At 59.1% G+C, this 18,585-nt stretch carries 13 protein-coding genes and 4 pseudogenes; 7 read left to right on the top strand and 10 right to left on the bottom strand.

Going from position 1 to position 18,585, the window contains the following annotated elements; genetic code table 11:
• Window positions 1-243: 243 nt before the first annotated feature.
• Entirely contained in the window at window positions 244-1,908 is a 1,665-nt protein-coding gene (locus tag SA190iCDA_RS12015) for an electron transfer flavoprotein-ubiquinone oxidoreductase (RefSeq protein ID WP_070888174.1), read from the top strand.
• Between the two features lie 268 nt (window positions 1,909-2,176).
• Here SA190iCDA_RS12015 and SA190iCDA_RS12010 read toward each other — a convergent pair whose 3' ends face one another.
• The 3 genes from SA190iCDA_RS12010 to SA190iCDA_RS12000 all read right to left on the bottom strand — a co-directional run bounded on the left by SA190iCDA_RS12010 (window position 2,177) and on the right by SA190iCDA_RS12000 (window position 4,102).
• Window positions 2,177-2,743, bottom strand: coding sequence for a DUF1285 domain-containing protein (locus SA190iCDA_RS12010; RefSeq protein WP_070888173.1), 567 nt, complete (start codon window positions 2,741-2,743; stop codon window positions 2,177-2,179).
• A 13-nt stretch (window positions 2,744-2,756) separates the two neighbouring features.
• The gene (locus tag SA190iCDA_RS12005) at window positions 2,757-3,362 is read right to left on the bottom strand and encodes a DUF4823 domain-containing protein (RefSeq protein WP_070888172.1); all 606 of its coding nucleotides are present in this window, start codon (window positions 3,360-3,362) and stop codon (window positions 2,757-2,759) included.
• Window positions 3,363-3,463: 101 nt separating this feature from the next.
• Window positions 3,464-4,102, bottom strand: a complete 639-nt coding sequence (locus tag SA190iCDA_RS12000; protein ID WP_027906448.1) for a TetR/AcrR family transcriptional regulator — start codon at window positions 4,100-4,102, stop codon at window positions 3,464-3,466.
• A gap of 73 nt (window positions 4,103-4,175) precedes the next feature.
• On the opposite strand from SA190iCDA_RS12000, the gene SA190iCDA_RS11995 reads away from it, so the two are divergent.
• A complete protein-coding gene (locus SA190iCDA_RS11995) occupies window positions 4,176-5,309 on the top strand; it encodes an aminotransferase class V-fold PLP-dependent enzyme (RefSeq protein ID WP_070888171.1) in 1,134 nt (377 codons plus the stop codon).
• A gap of 234 nt (window positions 5,310-5,543) precedes the next feature.
• On the opposite strand, the pseudogene SA190iCDA_RS11990 reads toward SA190iCDA_RS11995, so the two are convergent.
• Together SA190iCDA_RS11990 and SA190iCDA_RS11985 are read right to left on the bottom strand one after the other, a co-directional pair.
• A pseudogene (locus SA190iCDA_RS11990) lies at window positions 5,544-6,663 on the bottom strand (IS3 family transposase).
• Window positions 6,664-6,727: 64 nt separating this feature from the next.
• Window positions 6,728-7,633, bottom strand: a complete 906-nt coding sequence (locus SA190iCDA_RS11985) for a LysR substrate-binding domain-containing protein (protein WP_070888169.1) — start codon at window positions 7,631-7,633, stop codon at window positions 6,728-6,730.
• A 352-nt stretch (window positions 7,634-7,985) separates the two neighbouring features.
• On the opposite strand from SA190iCDA_RS11985, the gene SA190iCDA_RS11980 reads away from it, so the two are divergent.
• The 4 genes and pseudogenes from SA190iCDA_RS11980 (at window position 7,986) to SA190iCDA_RS23450 (ending at window position 13,327) form a co-directional block, all read left to right on the top strand.
• Window positions 7,986-9,284, top strand: a complete 1,299-nt coding sequence (locus tag SA190iCDA_RS11980) for a dicarboxylate/amino acid:cation symporter (protein ID WP_070888168.1) — start codon at window positions 7,986-7,988, stop codon at window positions 9,282-9,284.
• 46 nt (window positions 9,285-9,330) lie between these two features.
• On the top strand, window positions 9,331-10,806 hold the full coding sequence (locus SA190iCDA_RS11975) for an aspartate/glutamate racemase family protein (RefSeq protein WP_070888167.1): 1,476 nt from the start codon (window positions 9,331-9,333) through the stop codon (window positions 10,804-10,806).
• Window positions 10,807-11,434: 628 nt separating this feature from the next.
• Window positions 11,435-12,424, top strand: a pseudogene (locus tag SA190iCDA_RS23455) (cache domain-containing protein); the annotation flags it as partial.
• 141 nt (window positions 12,425-12,565) lie between these two features.
• Window positions 12,566-13,327, top strand: coding sequence for a methyl-accepting chemotaxis protein (locus tag SA190iCDA_RS23450; protein ID WP_419203929.1), 762 nt, complete (start codon window positions 12,566-12,568; stop codon window positions 13,325-13,327).
• A gap of 304 nt (window positions 13,328-13,631) precedes the next feature.
• Here SA190iCDA_RS23450 and SA190iCDA_RS11960 read toward each other — a convergent pair.
• The 5 genes and pseudogenes from SA190iCDA_RS11960 to SA190iCDA_RS11940 form a co-directional block, all read right to left on the bottom strand.
• Window positions 13,632-14,816: pseudogene (locus tag SA190iCDA_RS11960) on the bottom strand (OB-fold nucleic acid binding domain-containing protein); the annotation flags it as partial.
• A 237-nt stretch (window positions 14,817-15,053) separates the two neighbouring features.
• Window positions 15,054-15,845: a TatD family hydrolase gene (locus SA190iCDA_RS11955; RefSeq protein WP_070888163.1), complete on the bottom strand. Its 792-nt coding sequence runs from the start codon at window positions 15,843-15,845 to the stop codon at window positions 15,054-15,056.
• 95 nt (window positions 15,846-15,940) lie between these two features.
• Window positions 15,941-16,297 carry a PilZ domain-containing protein gene (locus SA190iCDA_RS11950; protein WP_013791815.1) on the bottom strand — a complete coding sequence of 119 codons (357 nt, stop codon included), beginning with the start codon at window positions 16,295-16,297 and terminating at the stop codon, window positions 15,941-15,943.
• 34 nt (window positions 16,298-16,331) lie between these two features.
• Complete coding sequence (locus SA190iCDA_RS11945) at window positions 16,332-17,318, bottom strand: DNA polymerase III subunit delta' (protein ID WP_070888162.1); 987 nt, start codon at window positions 17,316-17,318, stop codon at window positions 16,332-16,334.
• Window positions 17,311-17,649, bottom strand: a pseudogene (locus tag SA190iCDA_RS11940) (dTMP kinase); the annotation flags it as partial. The pseudogene SA190iCDA_RS11940 and the gene SA190iCDA_RS11945, both read right to left, overlap by 8 nt.
• Window positions 17,650-17,751: 102 nt before the next feature.
• Here SA190iCDA_RS11940 and SA190iCDA_RS11935 point away from each other — a divergent pair.
• Window positions 17,752-18,585 (top strand): deoxynucleotide monophosphate kinase, encoded by an 834-nt coding sequence (locus SA190iCDA_RS11935; RefSeq protein WP_083329919.1) that lies wholly within the window; start codon window positions 17,752-17,754, stop codon window positions 18,583-18,585.

The raw sequence follows: 18,585 nt of genomic DNA, 5'->3' as shown, positions 1-18,585 counted from the left end.
AGCGACCTTCAGCCCAGACGGCGAGCGCAAAACCGCCCGTATCTTGACCGTAGGACCCAACTCGGTCAATACGACTGGCTGCGAGCCATTCGTGTTGTAGCCGGATTCTAGCAGGCCTACAGAAAATTCAAACAAACGTTTGTATTGGCCCAGATCCGGGCTCGCTATATACTGCGCGGGCGCGCCTCGGGAAGGATGCCGGCCCGCCATGAAAATTAGAGAGCCTAGATGAGGAGATAGCCCGTGGAACGCGAATTTATGGAGTTCGACGTCGTCATCGTCGGCGCCGGCCCTGCCGGCCTGTCCGCCGCTTGTCGTCTGAAGCAGAAAGCCGCCGAGGCTGGCCAGGAAATCAGCGTCTGCGTGGTCGAGAAAGGCTCCGAGGTGGGTGCCCACATCCTCTCCGGCGCGGTATTCGAACCGCGCGCCCTCGACGAGCTGTTTCCCGACTGGAAAGCGCTGGGCGCCCCGCTCAACACCCCGGTCAAGGGTGACGACATCTATGTGCTCAAGGATGCCGACAGCGCCGTCAAGGTGCCGGGCTTCTTCGTGCCCAAGACCATGCACAACGAAGGCAACTATATCATCTCGCTGGCCAACCTGTGCCGCTGGCTGGCCCAGCAGGCCGAGAACCTCGGGGTGGAAATCTACCCGGGTTTCGCCGCTCAGGAGGCACTGATCGACGAGAACGGCGTGGTGCGCGGCATCGTCACCGGCGACCTGGGTGTCGACCGTGAAGGCAATCCGAAGGAAGGCTACTACACCCCCGGCATGGAATTGCGTGGCAAGTACACGCTGTTCGCCGAAGGCTGCCGCGGCCATATCGGCAAGCAGCTGATCAAGAAGTACAACCTGGATAGCGAAGCCGACGCCCAGCACTACGGCATCGGCATCAAGGAAATCTGGGACATCGACCCGAGCAAGCACCAGCAGGGCCTGGTGGTGCACACCGCCGGTTGGCCGATGGACATCATGGGCACCGAGAACACCGGTGGCTCCTTCCTCTATCACCTGGAAAACAACCAGGTGGTGGTCGGCCTGATCGTCGACCTGTCCTACGCCAACCCGCACCTGTCGCCGTTCGACGAATTCCAGCGCCTCAAGCATCACCCGGTGCTCAAGCAGTATCTTGAAGGCGGCAAGCGCGTCGCCTATGGCGCCCGCGCCATTGCCAAGGGCGGCCTGAATTCGCTGCCGAAGATGGTCTTCCCGGGCGGTGCGCTGATCGGCTGCGACCTGGGCACCCTGAACTTCGCCAAGATCAAGGGCAGCCACACCGCCATGAAGTCCGGCATGCTGGCCGCCGAGGCCATCGCCGAAGCCCTGGCCGCCGGCCGCGAAGGTGGCGACGAGCTGCGCAGCTACGTCGATGGCTTCAAGGCCAGCTGGCTGTACGACGAACTGCTGCGCAGCCGCAACTTCGGCGCGGCGATCCACAAGTACGGCGCGGTGATCGGCGGCGGCATCAACTGGGTCGACCAGAATCTGTTCGGCGGCAAGGCGCCCTTCACCCTGCACGACAACAAGCCGGACTACGCTTGCCTCAAGCTGGCTGCCGACTGCAAGAAGATCGACTACCCCAAGCCCGACGGCAAGCTCAGCTTCGACAAGCTCAGCTCGGTGTTCCTCTCCAACACCAACCATGAAGAAGAGCAACCTTGTCACCTGAAGCTCGCCGACCCGAGCATCCCGATCGACAAGAACCTACCGCTGTACGACGAACCGGCGCAGCGCTACTGCCCGGCCGGCGTGTACGAAGTGGTGGGCAACGACGATGGCAGCAAGCGCTTCCAGATCAACGCGCAGAACTGCGTGCACTGCAAGACCTGCGATATCAAGGATCCGGCCCAGAACATCACCTGGGTGGCGCCGGAAGGTACGGGCGGTCCCAACTACCCCAACATGTGACCACGGCCAGCTGCGCGTCGGCCCTGCGGCGTTAAAAACAGGCTGGATCGCCAGCCCGGTCGGGGAGCCGCTTGCGGCTAACGCGCTTTAGCGCGGCCCGGAGGGTGAGCGAAGCGAGTCATGCTCATGTACACCAGTACAGTCGCCCGCGACCCCGGCCGCTTCCTCGCCTGTTTTTTCGGGGCCGCCTAGGCCTTGCAGGGCTCTAGCTCGCATGCCCGTCTACAACGCGAAATAAAGGCTCCCTCGGGAGCCTTTTTATTGGGTGTTATTCCAGCGGTCCGATGGGAAAGAACACCCCGCCGCTCCACACGCCCAGCCAGGGCTGGCCATCGATTTCGCGGGTCTGGGCCAGCTCCACCAACTGATAGAACACGTTGCGGTGAATCAGCGCTTCCAGGTTGGCGCGGATATGTACATAGGGCGATGGTTCCTGAGTTCGCCCATCGAGCTCGACGCGCAGCGGATGCTCGCCCCCCGCCTCCACCTCGTCGCCGACATTGGTGACGAACTTCAGCACCTGGGTTTCCCCCTGCCCGCTCACCTGCAGCGACACCGCCACGAAGGGGGCGTCGTCGACGGTGATGCCGACCTTCTCCACCGGCGTGACCAGGAAGTAGTCATCGCCATCGCGGCGAATGATGGTCGAGAACAGCCGCACCATCGCCGGCCGGCCGATTGGCGTGCCCATGTAGAACCATGAGCCGTCACGGGCGATACGCATGTCGATATCGCCACAGAAATCGGGGTTCCACAGGTGTACCGGGGGCATACCCTTGCTGCCTGCCGGCGGAATCTGCGCCAGCAGATCGCCGGCCTTGTCGCCCTCGCTCATCGTCTCTCCCGAGTTATCGGCTGAAACCCAGAAGTGTACGCGCATAATCCTCGAGCGGCGCCCGGATCAGGTCTTCGGGCCGGGCATCGTAAAAGGTCAGGAAGCCACCGCGGCTGCGGATGCGCGCGGTGTCCACCAGAAAGCGGGTATTGGTTTCGATCAGCATCAGCTGCAGCACGCTGCGGTCGGTGCCCAGGCGATCGAATTCCTCCTGATCCTCCCACTCCTCCATGGTGCCGATGCGATCGTCGGCGTAGGCGAAACGGGTATAAAGCAAGTAGTGAGCGCCAGCGGCCCGGGCCTCACCCAGCGCTTCATCCAGGCCAACCGGCGCCCTGGCGCGGCGAACCATGGGAAAGTACTCGACGAAGCCGCGAAAGGCTTCCTCGGCCACCACGTTGGGCCGCGGGTAGGCATGCTTGCCGTTGGGGGTGAACGGCCCCTGGGCGATGTAGATGAACGAGTCGGCCTGCAGGCGCCAGGACGCCGAGCGGCGGATCTTGCTGTAGTCCAGCACGCCGGCATCGCGCAGGTGGTAGGTGGCGCCATCGGCCATGTCGCTGACGTTCATGCAGCCGGTCAGGCTCAGCACCAAGGCCAGGGCGAACAGGTTACGCATAGGAAATCTCCCGACACCGGCGACGGAAAACCGGCGAATGTCTGCTCCAAGCAGGTTTCGCGCCAGGAGAGCCGCGCGGCCCTGGCAGGTCGCGCAGCAACTCAGGCGGGAGGCGTTTCGCTGTCGCGCTTGCGCTTGTTGCCCATGCGCACGCCGATGTCCATCAAGAACTGGAAGAAGCCTTCCTGATCCTCGAGCACGTTGCTCCAGAACGGCGAGTGGTAGAGCGCCACGGCGCCATGCACCAGCGCCCAGGCCGCGCAGTAGTGGAAGTACGGCGGCACGTCTTCGAGCTTGCCTTCGGCGATGCGTCCCTTGATCAGCTGGGTCAGGCGTTCGAAATTCGAGGCGCGAATGCTGTGCAACTGCTCGACCAGTTCCGGCACCTGATTGCCCTTGACCACCTTCTCTTCCAGGCGGTCGAACAGGCGGTAGCGCTGCGGGTCGCGCATGCGGAATTCGAAGTAGGCCCGCGACAGCGCTTCCTTGTCGCGATCGATATCGGACGAATGCAGCAGCTCGTTCAGGTCACGCTCGTAGTCGAGCATCAGGCGCAGGTAGATTTCCGCCTTGGATTTGAAATGCTTGTAGATGGTGCCTTTGCCGATGCCCACGGCGTCGGCAATCATCTCCACGGTCACGCTGTCCTCACCCTGCTCGAGGAAGAGTTTCAGAGCGATATCGAGAATCTCCTGCTCGCGGCGGCGAAACTCACGGATCTTGCGGGGTTCTTTCTGCATAGGGAAATGACAAGGTCGGAATTCAAGTCCGCTATTATGCCCAACTAACGCCAAATTGCACGGATCACACGACATGAATGCCATCACTGACGAGTTTCCCCAACCGGCCGATCTCTACTACCTCAATCACGCCGCAGTCGCTCCCTGGCCGGCGCGCAGCGCGCGGGCCGTGGAGCGTTTCGCCCGGGAGAATATCGCCACCGGCGCCCGCGACTACTCGCAATGGCTGGTTACCGAACGCACCCTGCGCGAGCGCCTGGCGCGCTTGCTCAACGCTGCCTCGCGCGCCGACATCGCACTGCTCAAGAACACCTCCGAAGCCCTGTCGTTCGTGGCCTTCGGCCTCGACTGGCGCGACGGCGACCAGGTGATCATCAGCAGCGAGGAATTCCCCTCCAACCGCATCGTCTGGGAAGCCTTGCGCCCGCGCGGCGTGGAAGTGGTGCAGGTCGATCTGCAGGGCGGCGATGCCGAAGGCGCCCTGCTCGCCGCCTGCACACCGCGCACCCGCCTGATGGCGATCAGCGCCGTACAGTATGCCAGTGGCCTGCGTCTGAACCTGGAGCGCCTGGGCATCGGCTGTGAACAGCGTGGCGTGCTGCTGTGCATCGATGCCATCCAGCAACTGGGCGCTCTGGCCATGGACGTGCAGCGCAGCCGCTGCGCCTTCGCCATGGCCGACGGCCACAAGTGGATGCTCGGCCCGGAAGGCCTGGGCGTGTTCTACTGCCGCCAGGATCTGCGTGAGCGGCTGGCCCTGCACGAATACGGCTGGCACATGCTGGAGAACGCCGGCGACTATGACCGCGACGACTGGGCGCCGGCCCGCAGCGCCCGCCGCTTCGAATGCGGCAGCCCCAACATGCTCGGCGCCATGGCCCTGGAGGCCAGCCTGTCGCTGCTCGAGGAAGTGGGCATGGCGCAGGTCGAGCGTGCGCTGCACGAGCGGGTCCAGTGGCTGCTCGATGGCCTGAACCAGATGCCGGGCGTGCGCCTGCTCAGCGCCCAGGCACCTGATCGGCGCGCCGGTATCGTCACCTTCACCGCAGACGCCTGGGACAATCGCCACCTGCACGAACGCCTCAAGGCCGAACAGATCATCTGCGCCCAGCGCGGCGGCGGCATTCGCCTGTCACCGCACTTCTATACCGAAGCACGGGTGATCGAGCACAGCCTGCAGCGCCTGCGGACGATCCTCGGCGAATAGGCACTCAGAGGCGGCAGGAGTATTCCAAATCCGTTTAAAGCCGCCATGGACGATGGCCGCGGATGACCAATACTCAATCGTACCGGTGCGGCATATTCCCCCAAGTGTCGCAGCGGCCGAAGTGCCGAGGACCGCGCACTTCGTTCGACTCCTAATGGTCTTGACCCGGATTCCGTCCCGAAGCCGGGTTTTTTTTGTTTTTCCCATAGCGCGGGGAAGTGAGGGTTGTAGTGGTCAACAATTCCCGGACACAGGATTAAGTCTTTCTTCCGCAACCGCTGGCGGCACGAAAACGTTGTGCTGATGCGGCCTTGCCCAGTTGTAACGCTGCATGAGATAGCGGCCAATGTCCTGCTCGGCCAGCGCTGTGGTCATGTAGCCCACCGTTGGTACCCACTCCGTCTTCAAGCTACGAAACAGCCGCTCCATGGGTGCGTTGTCGTAGCAATTTCCCCGTCGGCTCATGCTTTGCGTCATCCGATAGCGCCAAAGCCGCTGACGGAAACTACGGCTGCCATATTGGCTGCCCTGGTCGCTGTGAAACAGGACACCCTGCGGCCTGCCACGCATCTCGTAAGCCCTGTCGAGCGCCTTGATGACCAATTCGGCATCAGGCTTGGCAGACATCGCCCAGCCCACCACTCTACGGCGGTACAAGTCCAGGACGACGGCCAGGTAACTCCATCGACCCTGTGTCCAGATATAGGTGATATCGCCGCACCAGACCCTGTTTGGCGCTGCCACGGTGAACTGCCGGTCGAGGATATTGGGAATATCCGAGAGCCTGGCTGCTTGCTGATCAATCCTTGTTCCCTCATCAAAGCTCTGACCTTGAAGCGCCCAACCTCGGTGCCTTCGTCCTTGAGCATGGCGACGATACTGTGGCTACCGGCTGAGCTACGGCTTTGGCTGAACAGCTCGTTGATGCGGCTGCGCAGACTTACTCGGCGCACATCGATACGACGCCGTCGTGCCAGATAAGCGTAGTAACACGAGCGAGGCAGCTCGAAGACCGAACACAACAGCTGAACAGGGTGACGCTTGGCCAACTGCCGAATCGACTTCAACGTCTGCGCCCGTGCTCCTTGGCCATCAAGAGCGCAGTGGCTTCCTTTAAGATTTTCTTCTCAAGCTCCAACCGGTTGATACGGGCCTGCAGCTCCTGAATCGTCTGCTGTTCCGGCGTGAGCGCTTTGGCACTAGGCGTGACGCCTCCACGCTCCAGTTGCACCTGGGCGGTCTCACCCACGTCGAGGTATTTGGCGGCCTCGGGGCAGCTGTAGCCTTGGTCGAGCACCCGGCTGGCAGCCTCACGCTTGAAGGCAGGAGTGAAAGTACGTCGTTGTCTGCTCATCGAACACCTCTACATGGCGATCATCTTCGCCTAAAAAGGTGTCCGGGGTTAGTGGACCACTACATTATCGCCTATCTCGCTCAAGCGAGGCCCAAAGATCAAGCATGGTTTGATTTGTATTTGCATTGCTCTTGAACGACCAAATCTCTAACTGTGCTTGCCACTCCTGACCTCCAGCTATCACGAGGTTTCCACTTGCGATTTCCTCTTCCACGGCTGACTCGGGAAGCCAAGAGACGCCGTATCCCTCTCGCGCCATGCGCATCAAGTGCATCGCCATGTCGGCCTCATGACAGCGTTTTAATACAGGCTTGCTTTGCGCAGTCCGAAGGATGTTCTCAGCGACGCGTCCTAGGGATGATGTTTCCGTGTACGCGAGGTAAGGAATTTGCTTTTCGCCTGATGCAGCCAGCTTGAAGAGTGGATTGCCGTTGCTGTCAGGTGCAGAGACCGGAAGAAACGCATCCTGACCTATTCGCAGCCCCGTAAATCGCTCGGAGTCCAAATAGATCGGTGCGGCTGGATGGTTGTAACCTATCATCAAGTCGCAGTTTCCCTCAGCCAACGCAATGACTGCTTCATGCACATTAGCGGCCTGAACTCGTGCGTTAAAGTGTCCGCTTCGACGTTGGAACTGAGCGAACCATTTAGGAACAAAGGTCATCGACAGAGTATGACCAGCGACAACTTGAACGGAGCGCCCAGGCATTCGATCACCACTACGGAGTGCTGATCGCAGCTCCATGAAAGCAGCAAGCGCGTCGCGCCCCTGCTCACAGAAGACTCGGCCAGCCTTGGTCAGCTGCACAGGGTAGGTGCCGCGATCAACGAGATCGACCCCGACCCACTCTTCTAACGACTTTATGCGGCGCGACAGCGCCGACTGAGTAATGAAACGGATCTCCGCTGCTCGGGAGAAATTCTTGGTCTCAGCGACCGCTAAGAGATCGTCGATCCATTTCGTTTGCATGCAGCTCTCACCTTGCATATCGCCGCAGCTGTGCCGGCCAGTCGTCGGCGAAGATTAGACTGGCGGATCCGCTGCCAAAAGCTTCAGAAAAAACTATGACAAAAACGCATAGACCTATGGCGCTTACTCATCAACTCAGCCGCTGCCGCCCTTTAATCTCGGCTTGAAACTGATCGGCGACAACTCTTTCTTTCTCGCCTGACAGCTTCCTCGACCAAAGACCTACACGGCCTGTAGCTGGACATCGCGTTCGCTCCAACTCCTCGCTGCCTTCGGTTGAACCAACTCCTGCATACCCGGCAGCGGCTTCGAGCCAGCTAGCGATCTGTCTACAAAAACAAGAGAGGTTTTTATGAATAGCAAAAAGCTCCCTAAGTACATTGCCATCGCAATTGTGCTTGGGATCATCGTAGGCTGGGCCTGCAACCGATACGCAGGTAGTCCAGAGGCCGCGAAGGAGATTGCGGGCTACTTTAGCCTGCTTACCGATATCTTCCTGCGCATGATCAAGATGATCATCGCACCACTTGTGTTTGCTACCCTGGTTGCCGGCATCAGCAGTTTGGGCAGTTCAGGCTCGGTAGGGCGGATCGGGCTTAGATCAATGATCTGGTTCCTGAGTGCGTCTGTGTTCTCCCTTGCCCTAGGTATGCTGCTGGTTAATATTTTCCAGCCGGGCGCGGGACTCAACATGGTCGCACCGGAGACACATGTGGCTACCGGTGTTGCAGTAAATGTCGGTGATTTCAGCCTGAAGACCTTCATTAGCCATGTGTTCCCCCGCAGCATTGCGGAGGCGATGGCCAATAACGAAATCCTCCAAATCGTGGTCTTCTCGATCTTCTTCGGTCTGGCACTCGCTTTTGTGAAGCGGCAAGGCTACGAGGCCATTGGGAACATCGTCGACGAACTAGCCAAAGTGATGTTTCGGGTCACCGACTACGTCATGTTATTCGCCCCTGTCGGTGTTTTCGCGGCACTGGCAGCTGCAGTAACAACTCAAGGGATAAGCCTTCTTCTGGATTACAGCAAGCTGATCGGCCAGTTCTACCTGGGAATTCTTATCCTTTGGGCCACCCTCTTTGCCGTCGGTTATTTTTTCTTGGGTCGTCCGGTCTTCCATCTAGGCAAACTGATCCGAGAGCCGGTACTCCTGGCCTTTTCCACGGCAAGTAGTGAGTCGGCCTATCCGAAAACCATCGAAGCCCTAGAGAAATTTGGCGCCCCTAAACGCGTTTCGAGTTTTGTGCTACCTCTCGGATATTCATTCAACCTCGACGGCTCGATGATGTATCAGGCCTTTGCGATCATGTTCATCGCCCAGGCCTACAACATTGATCTGAGCTTTACCCAGCAGATCCTGATTCTGCTCACGCTCATGGTGACCAGCAAGGGAATGGCAGGTGTGGCGCGTGCTTCTGTGGTTGTCGTCGCTGCAACACTTCCGATGTTCAGCTTGCCGGAAGCCGGTCTGCTACTGATCCTAGCTATCGACCAGTTCCTAGACATGGGACGCACGGCGACCAACGTGGTGGGTAACAGCATCGCCACGGCAGTCATTTCCACACTTGAGGATAAACCGGGCAGTGATGCTCAGCACGAGCAGGCCACGCTAAAGCAATCGCGAAACCAGCCAGTTCAGAGTGCCTAAACACTGTCTCGCCCCTATCTTTATCATTGCCTAATCCGAGCAAGAAATGAAACTGTCGCGAAGCAACAACAACGGTCGCACACTTGGAATCATCGGTGGACTTGGCTCTCTGGCTGGTGGTGATCTGTTTCTAAAACTGATCAAGAGCCAGCCAGTGCTGGCAGATCAAGGACGCTATCACCTGCTATTCGAACAGCATCCGTTCAAGGGGCTGGCCGTTAAGCTCAGTGCCGATGCCAACATGACGTCCCGAAAGCTGTACGTTTTTCAGGTCTGCCAGGCATATGCCCAAAGCGGTGCCAACGAGGTTCTGGTTCCTTGCTTCGCGAGCCACACCTTTCTTGACGAGCTACGCGCAGAGCTAGATATCCCGATCGTCAACATGATGACGGCGCTCAAACAGCATCTGGAGCAGACAGCGGCGCCTGGGGCACGGGTTGGCGTGCTGGCATCTGACTACGTCAGGGCGTCTGGTCTGTTTGAGCGCTATCTGGGCGATGCCTTTGACATCGTCTACCCCTCTGAGACCAGCCAAGCTGCACTGATGGAGGCGGTATATGGACAGGCAGGTCTGAAGGCTGGCCACTTAGATGGCGTTGCTGTTGAGTTGCTGCACCAGGTCGGACTTAATCTTCAGCAGCAAGGTGTAGATGTGCTGTTGCCTGGGATGACTGAACTGTCATTAGTCGCGCAGGAGCTTTGCCGGCGCGGTCTCAATTGCGTCGATGTAAATTCGGTCTACGCGGATTTTGCAACGGCCGGTGATTCTGGTATCAGCATCGCACCGTTCAAGCTGGGAATTGTGGGCGGTGTGGGGCCAGCTGCTACCGTCGACTTCATGGGTAAAGTGGTTAAGAACACTCCGGCCGGGCGCGACCAGGATCACATCAAAATAGTCGTGGAGCAGAACCCACAGATCCCGGATCGGACAGCCAATCTGCTGCGCAAGGAGGCCGACCCCACTGTCGCGATGTACTCCACCTGCAAACGCCTGGAGCAGGAGGGGGCTGATGCGATAGCCATCCCTTGCAACACCGCACATGCCTTCGTAGAACGAATTCAAGGGCATCTGGGTATCCCGATCATCAACATGCTCACCGAGACCATCGAGCACATCCGACAGGCCTATGGCTCGTCAAGGCAAGTTGGTCTTTTAGCTACTTCAGGCACGATTCAAAGCCGTGTCTACCACCAGGCTGCTGAGCATGTTGGCATTGAATTTATTGTCCCTGACGAACCCCATCAGGAGCTAGTGATGAACGCCATTTACGGTGAGCACGGTGTGAAGGCCGGCTTCAACTCTGGACAGTGCCGGGAGGAACTCCTACTCGCTGCTGCACATTTGGTCGAACAGGGCGCGACGGTGCTGATCCTCGGTTGTACCGAGCTCCCGCTGATCATTCCCCAATCTGATGACTTTGATGTTGCCGGTATCAGCGTTGCTTTCGTGGATCCCACTAACGTACTGGCGCAGCGCTGTGTTGCTTTAGCCAAACAGGCGTCAGCTGTATCGCTTGCTTGATTTGCCTGGAGCACGCTCAGGCACTAACCCGTCACTGGTGTTGTCGCCATTCCAGCAACCGACCTGATTTCCGTAGCGGAGCGCTGCAATGCTCTTCTAGACAGGGAATCCAGCATCTTGAAGTCGATCAGAGCCGGGACGCTCGATCCCAACCGATTCGATGATCTGCTACGCAGTAAAGGTTGCCCCATCTAGCTCCACCGAGTAGGTCGCTGGGGCCCTTTAAGAGCTAGGTTTTGCCAGTACCTCCCCAACAGAGTGCCGGTTCTTCTATTACGAAGCTGGAGAGCATCGTTCGATACTTCGGGGTCGAAGTCGATGACGCCTTGAAAATGATGGAGCAGACCCAGGTTTGACCCCGTAAAGCGACGGTCGAAGTAGGGCCGTCGCCAACCGGCCATACGCTCATAGAACGTGAGCAGACGTACGTCGACTTTCATTCACTCACGAATTATCGAGAACTGGACTTCGAACCTATCGATGAGCCGGGGTCGTGGCCCCTCAATGAAGCGATATGGTTTCAGGACGAGCTCGCTAAAGGGGTGAACATCTCAGCCGATACCTACTAAGCGCGAAACCGAGTTCGGAACTCACACATCCTTCCTTACCGATCCTAGAGAGCAGTTTTATGGCACTCAACCTGAAATTTCGCCACAAGATCCTGCTAGCTGCAGGATTGACGGTTGTATTCGCATTCGCAATGTTTGTACTGTTCAATGATTATCAGCAACGTCAATCGCTGCGAGTGGATGCCGAGCGTTCGATGGCGGAGCTGGGCGAGTTAACCACTTCCAATATCCAGACTTGGCTGCGGGGCAACATGTCGCTGGTCGACTCTATGGCCCAGCAGATCGGCGCGGAGGGTACAGCGCCTGATAAGCTAAAGCAGATCGTCGGCTTGTCCGTCTACGGTTCCTCTTTTCAGCTCAGCTATTTCGGCGGCGCCGACGGGATGATGTTTTCAGTACCGGCAGGCTCACGCGCGGCGGACTACGATCCACGCGCACGAGGCTGGTACAAAGCAGCGATGACTGCTGGTCAGACGATTGTGACCGAGCCCTACATCGCAGCTTCGTCCGGCAAGTTGGTGATTACCGTTGCGACCCCGGTCAATAGAGGTGGCGAAATTATCGGTGTAGCGGGCGCGGACATCGATCTTGCTAACGTCAGTGCGATCATTAACTCGCTCGATTTCGATGGTCACGGCCATGCGTTTATCGTTAGCGCAGACGGCAAAATTCTGATTCATCCCGATAAAGAGCTAATCCTGAAGCCTCTGAAGGATGCCTACCCAGGCAGCGGTCTGGTGGCAAAGAATGGCTTGAGTGAGGTTGAGGCTGGCGATGAGCCCTTACTTGTGCATTTCAATCCGCTACAAGGTATCCCCTCCGCGAATTGGCAGATAGGCCTGGCGCTGGAACGGTCCTTCGCATTTTCGATGCTTAAGGAGTTTCGCGTATCCGCCGCTCTCGCCACCGTGATTTCCGTAATCCTCATTATGACTCTATTAGGTATTCTCACACGCGCCCTGATGCAGCCACTCTTCGTGATGGGGCGGGCAATGCAGGACATCGCTGAGGGCGAGGGTGATTTGACGCGGCGTCTGGAAGTACACCGCCAAGACGAGTTCGGCCAGCTTGGAGCATCGTTCAACCGCTTTGTTGAACGTATTCATCAGACGATCAAAGATGTAGCGTCTTCAACCCTCCAGCTAAACGAAGTTGCTTCGCGAGTGGTAAGCGCTTCCAACGCATCGCTGATGAACTCTGACCAACAGGCGTCGCGAACCACCAGCGTCGCAGCGGCAATAAATGAACTCGGTGCTGCCGCCCATGAAATTGCCCGCAATGCTGCCGTAGCTTCTGAACATTCGGCGGATGCCAGTGCGCTTTCTACAGATGGTCAGCAGGTTCTGGGCCAGTCAATCACGTCCATGCGCGAACTTTCTCAGAAGATCAGTGAGTCCTGCCAAACCATTGAGACCTTGAACGCGAAAACGGCGAACATCGGCCAGATTTTGGAAGTGATTACTGGAATTTCGCAACAAACAAACTTGTTAGCACTGAACGCTGCAATCGAAGCGGCACGTGCAGGGGAGGCAGGACGCGGATTCGCCGTAGTGGCAGATGAGGTCCGCAACTTGGCGCACCGGACGCAGGAGTCGGCTCAGCAGGTGCAGCACATGATTGATGAATTGCAATCAGGAGCCCGAAGCGCCGTCAGCACCATGGAAGAGAGTCAGCTGCAGAGTGATAAGACCGTGCAGGTGGCGAACCTGGCTGGCGACCGTCTTGGTAGCGTGACCACACGAATCGACGAAATTGACGGCATGAATCAGTCTGTGGCGACGGCCACAGAGGAGCAAACCGCTGTGGTCGAGTCGATCAACATGGACATCACGGAAATCAACACGTTGAACCAAAATGGGGTGGAGAACCTGCGTACCACGCTGCAAGCCTGTAAAGAGCTTGAGCAGCAGTCTGCGCAACTGAATCGGTTAGTGCAGAGCTTCAGAATATAACCAAGGGCTCTCAGCATTCCTCTACCAATGGCGCCCGGAGCCGGTTCGTTGACTCGGCTCCTGTGCTTACCATCTGCTTTAGGCCGACAGCTTGCTAAGCCGGACATCTAAAGCGAACCTTTTAGCGCCTAAGGTCGTGACGTAGCGGCCTCGACTGCGCGAAGTGTGAGACACGTCTGGTAGCAGAATCATAGACTTGCTGTTGGGCTGGTATTGGCCATAACTGCCCATCCCCTACAGCTGCAGCCGACCAGTTTCGGCCAGTTAGGTTGGTAGTTGAGAGAATGGCCCCAAATCGAAAGCATCAGTGAAAGTTTCTACTCCTCACATCCAGCCCCTCTAGCAAGTCGCTCCTGTCCGCGCGATCAAGTGCACCACGCCTTCCTGATCCTCCAGCTTGCCCTTTACCTGGAGCAGCTTCGAATGCACCAGGGCCGATCGATACTGCTCGGCCAAGTCCTTCCAGACGATCACGTTGGTCATGCCGAACTCATCTTCCAGGGTCACAAACGTTACACCGCCCGCCGTCGATGGTCGCTGACGACCAGTCACGATCCCGATCACAGCGACGTGATTGCAGTCCCCCATCTCCCGCAAATCCCGCGAGCTCTTCGCACGCATTTTCTTAAGCTGAGCCCTGAGTAACGACATCGGATGCGGCCCAGGGTCGTGCCTGTCCGCGCATAATCCGCGTGCATGTTCTCAGCCACGCTGGGCTCTGGAATCGCTACCGGCTTCTCATCGGGCTCCTGAGCAAACAGAGATAGGGGGGCTGCTGCACCGCTGCAATTCCCAACGCGCTGCATGGCGGCGCCCAGCGAGGTTTTTCAGCGCATCAGCTTCAGCAAGAAGCTGGCGTGCCTTGTGATCGAGTCCCGCGCGTAGACAAAGGTCTCCAACGTCTCCAACGCCTTCACTTCCCGTTCGACCTGGATCCTTCTGCCCACCGCTTCAGCCAGTCCCCTGATCATCCTCAGGCCCATTCGCAGTGCCGGCAGCGGGCGATCCAGAGCTTCCAGTGTGCAGTCCCAATCGCTCATCGTCACGTCGACAGGACGGATTTCAACGCCGTGCCGGCGTGCATCCTGCAGAACTTGGTCGGGACTGTAGAACCCCATCGGCCAGCTGTTGATCAGGGCGCAGGCATAGGCTGATTGCTCATGACATTTCAGCCAGCACGAGGCGTAGGTGAGCAGGGCGAAACTGGCCGCGTGCGACTCCGGAAAACCATAGCTGCAGAAACCCTGATCTGCTCGAAGATGCGAGCCGCGAACCCCTCTCTGCAGCCTCGTTCGAGCATGCCCTGACGCAATCGGATCTGGTGCGGCTCCAGTCCACCATGGCGCTTCCAGGCGGCCATAGATCGTCTGAGTTGGTCGGCTTCACCAGGTGAGTATCCAGCCGCGACAATCGCCAGTCGCATGACCTGTTCCTGGAACAGCGGTACACCGAGCGTACGTTCGAAAACATCACGCAGTTCCTCACTCGGGGGGTGAGCGCTGCGAATCAAGGTGTGGCGCCCGTAAGGGGCGCAACCAAAACGCTCAGTGGACTCGGTAATGGATGGTGCTATGTAGGTAAGCGATACGCACACAAACTTGCCAGTCCGGTGTCCAGCGTACTCTCCCCGCGAAAATGCAAAGAACCTCTTCTGCCCACTCGCTGGCGGCCAGCCGTTGCAGCGGCGCAAGCGACGGCAAAACTGCTCGCGGTTTTCCTCGGTGCCTCAGGTGCCAGCGGCGACGCGCGCCAGCGGGAACAACCGCCGGAAGTTGTCGCCGGTCTGCTGCGCCAGGGTCTCATAGCTGACCCCACGCAGGGTTGCTAGGTACTCGGCGACGTCACGCACGTACGCCGGCAGGTTCGGTTTGCCACGGTGCGGCACCGGCGCCAGGTACGGCGAATCGGTCTCCACCAGCAGGCGGTCGGCCGGCACCTGGCGGGCGACCTCGCGCAGCGCGTCGGCGTTGCGGAAGGTGACGATGCCGGACAGCGAAATGTAGAAGCCGATATCCAGCGCCGCCTTGGCCATCTCCCAGTCCTCGGTGAAGCAGTGCAGCACGCCGCCCTGGGGCAGCGCGGCTTCGCGCAGCAGACTCAGGGTATCGGCGCGGGCTTCGCGGGTATGCACGATGACCGGCTTGCCGGTGATCTGCGCGGCCTGCAGGTGCAGGCGAAATGCCTCCTGCTGCAGCTCGGCCGCTTCGGGCTCGTAGTGATAGTCCAGACCGGTCTCGCCGATGGCCACCACACCGGGATGGTCGAGTTCGGCGAGCAGCCAGTCGAGCGCCGGCGCGCTGCCGGGCTCGAGATCCAGCGGATGGATGCCGACGGAGCAGTCGACATCGGCGTAGCGCCCCGCCAGTTCACGCACGGCAGCGGCATTGTCGGCGCTCACGCCGATGCACAGGAAATGGCCGACGCCGCGGGCACGGGCGGCCGCCAGCGCGTCGTCCAGAGAACCGCCATGGGCGGCCAGGTCGAGACGATCGAGGTGGCAGTGGGAATCGATGAGCATGATGGGAAGCCTCGAGCGGCAAGCTTCAAGCCACAGGTAGAACCGAGAGCACCAAAGCTTTCCTGGCGCTTGAGGCTCGAAGCGTGCGGCTGTTGTTACATCGTATGGGTGGGGCGATCGGACTTGAGGGCGCCGGCCAGGTAGGTCTCGATCTTGTTGCGGGCGGTATTGTCGCCTTCGTTGAACTGCACGCCTACGCCAGCGGCGCGATTGCCCTGGGCGCCCTTGGGGGTGATCCACACCACCTTGCCGGCCACCGGAATCTTCTCCGGCTCATCCATCAGGTTGAGCAGCATGAACACTTCGTCACCGAGCTTGTAGCTCTTGTTGGTGGGAATGAACAGGCCGCCATTCTTGATGAAGGGCATGTAGGCGGCATACAGCACGGACTTGTCCTTGATGGTCAGGGACAGGATGCCGTTACGGGGTCCCAGATTAGGTGGCAAGTTCATGCGTGATTCCTGAAGTCATGACGTGGGGTCGATTCTAGCCCGGTCCAGGCAGACTTGCCCACTGCACCAGCAAGGCTTCGAGAAGCAGCACACGGTTGAGGTTGGCTTTGCCCAGCACTTTCTGGCGCTGCTGCAGCAGCCATTCCTGGATGGCCAGCACCTTGGCCTGGGAAGACTTCTGCGCCAGGTACTGCACCACCTTGGCCATGTCCGCGGGGCCAAGGCCCTGCTCGTCCTGGGCCAGTTGATAGCGCAGGGTCAGGTGAGCCCAGTCGCAGAACCAGTCGAACAAAAGCGGCAGTGGCACGTCCTTCCAGGCTTCGGCCAACTGGCTGGCCGAGGCCTGCTGCTTGTGCAGCTTCTTGACGCCGTCGACCACCAGGGCGCGCTGCTCGCGTACGCCCTGCTCCTGCAGCCTGGCAGCGGCCAGCGGAGAGCCCGCCGCCAGGTACAACAGCTCGCGGATGTCCTGTTCGCTGCTACCGGGCAGCATTTCGCCGAGCCACTGCAGGCTCATCGCCTCGCTGGGCAACGGGCAGGCCTGCTGCACACAGCGGCTCTTGATGGTCGGCAGCAGGCGGCTCGGCTGGTGGCTGATCAGCAGCAGCACGGTATCGCCGGACGGCTCTTCGAGGCTTTTCAGCAGCGCGTTGGCAGCATTGAGGTTCATCGCCTCGGTGGGTTCGAGCAGCACCACCTTGCGCCCGCCCAGTTGCGCGGTCTGCACCACGAAGTTGACCAGCGCACGCACCTGGTCGACCTTGATCGGCTTGTCGGCTTCTTCCGGCTCCAGCACGTAGTTGTCCGGATGGCTGCCGGCGGCCAGCAGGTGGCACGACTTGCATTGCCCGCACGGTTGCAGATCCACTGGCGACTTGCACAGCAGCAAGGCCATCAGGCGCTCGGCCAGGGCGCGCTTGCCGATACCGGCCGGGCCATGCAGCAGATAGGCGTGGGCATGCTGGGTGCGTCCGGCCAGTTGCTGCCAGAGCGCAGCCTGCCAGGGGTAGACGTCAGCCACGCTGCAACTCCAGCAGCTGCGGCAGCAAGGCATCCAGGTCCCGCTGCACGGCACCCAGGGACTGCGACGCATCGACAATCCGGTAACGCGCTGGTTCGGCCTTGGCACGCTGCAGGTAGGTGGCGCGTACCGCTTCGAAGAAGGCGCGGCCTTCCTGCTCGAAACGATCCAGGCGACCGCGCGCGGCGGCGCGGGACAGGCCCACCTCCACCGGCAGGTCGAATACCAGGGTCAGGTCCGGGCGCAGCGCACCCTGGACGAAATCCTCCAGCTGGGCGATGCGCGCGATATCCAGCCCCCGGCCGCCGCCCTGGTAGGCATAGGTGGCATCTTGTTTTGGAATCGGCAAAAGTGGAAACAAGCTGCTATACTCAAGTCAAAAAAAAATGTAAACAAACCCTTAAAGCCTTATGAACCGTGGAGTTAGGACAAAATGAAGAGAGTCGTAGGGCTAGCCGCAAGGGCCAGATCTGGGAAGGACACAGCTGCCGCCTTCTTGCAGCAGCACCCAGAAGTGACTGCCTATGCCCTGGCAGACCCCCTCAAACGAGGTTGCCAAGCTCTCTTCAACCTATCTGATTCACAGACCTGGGATGATAACGCAAAGGAGATCAGGGTGGGTGCATGGGGCCTTTCGCCTAGGGAATTCTTCCAGCGAGTAGGCACCGAATGGATGAGGGGCCATAACTTAGATCACTGGTTGATGCGCGCAGACCGCGAGATCTACGCCCAAGAGGCAATCACACCAGTCCCTGCAGAGCACCTGTCCAATCCTGACCTTCCATTCATCCTTGGCGCCAAGGCGTTCTTCGGCATGAGCGACAAACAGTGCTGGGAAGATAACGACAGGATGAATGTCGATCCTTTCTGGCAGATGACACCCAGTCAAATGATTGAACTGGTAAAGACTAAAGCTTTAACCGACTTCCCTGACTTCTTTGCTCATTACAGCGCAATGCCAGAGCAAGATATCAACACATCTGCCTTTGTTACCAAACCCGCCCTTAACACTCAAAACAAAAACATCATTATCATCAAAGACATTCGCTTTGAGAACGAAGCGGCATATATCCGAAAAATCAATGGCGTGATCTGGCACATCGTCCGAAAAGATGCTGAGCCTGTAAATCAACACTCCTCGGAATCTGGAATTGCTGTGCAGGACATGGACACTGTCATTCACAATGACGGAACAATCATAGAGTATCGAAACAAGTTAGATAGCGCATGGGCTTCACTCTCTGCCAACGCGAGAGGCGAGAACTAA

The sequence above is a fragment of the Pseudomonas argentinensis genome, assembly GCF_001839655.2.
GTDB lineage: Bacteria > Pseudomonadota > Gammaproteobacteria > Pseudomonadales > Pseudomonadaceae > Aquipseudomonas > Aquipseudomonas argentinensis_B.
The sequence above is the reverse complement of the archived record's forward strand: the minus strand, read 5'-3'. Positions and strand labels throughout refer to the sequence as shown.

What these genes read in the sequence shown, in the direction of transcription:
- SA190iCDA_RS12010 (WP_070888173.1), bottom strand. Translation starts at nt 2,743, where the DNA reads ATGAGCGAGGGCGACAAGGCCGGCGATCTGCTGGCGCAGATTCCGCCG.
- SA190iCDA_RS12005 (WP_070888172.1), bottom strand. Translation starts at nt 3,362, where the DNA reads ATGCGTAACCTGTTCGCCCTGGCCTTGGTGCTGAGCCTGACCGGCTGC.
- SA190iCDA_RS12000 (WP_027906448.1), bottom strand. Translation starts at nt 4,102, where the DNA reads ATGCAGAAAGAACCCCGCAAGATCCGTGAGTTTCGCCGCCGCGAGCAG.
- SA190iCDA_RS11995 (WP_070888171.1), top strand. Translation starts at nt 4,176, where the DNA reads ATGAATGCCATCACTGACGAGTTTCCCCAACCGGCCGATCTCTACTAC.
- SA190iCDA_RS11985 (WP_070888169.1), bottom strand. Translation starts at nt 7,633, where the DNA reads ATGCAAACGAAATGGATCGACGATCTCTTAGCGGTCGCTGAGACCAAG.
- SA190iCDA_RS11980 (WP_070888168.1), top strand. Translation starts at nt 7,986, where the DNA reads ATGAATAGCAAAAAGCTCCCTAAGTACATTGCCATCGCAATTGTGCTT.
- SA190iCDA_RS11975 (WP_070888167.1), top strand. Translation starts at nt 9,331, where the DNA reads ATGAAACTGTCGCGAAGCAACAACAACGGTCGCACACTTGGAATCATC.
- SA190iCDA_RS23450 (WP_419203929.1), top strand. Translation starts at nt 12,566, where the DNA reads ATGAACTCTGACCAACAGGCGTCGCGAACCACCAGCGTCGCAGCGGCA.
- SA190iCDA_RS11955 (WP_070888163.1), bottom strand. Translation starts at nt 15,845, where the DNA reads ATGCTCATCGATTCCCACTGCCACCTCGATCGTCTCGACCTGGCCGCC.
- SA190iCDA_RS11950 (WP_013791815.1), bottom strand. Translation starts at nt 16,297, where the DNA reads ATGAACTTGCCACCTAATCTGGGACCCCGTAACGGCATCCTGTCCCTG.
- SA190iCDA_RS11935 (WP_083329919.1), top strand. Translation starts at nt 17,752, where the DNA reads ATGAAGAGAGTCGTAGGGCTAGCCGCAAGGGCCAGATCTGGGAAGGAC.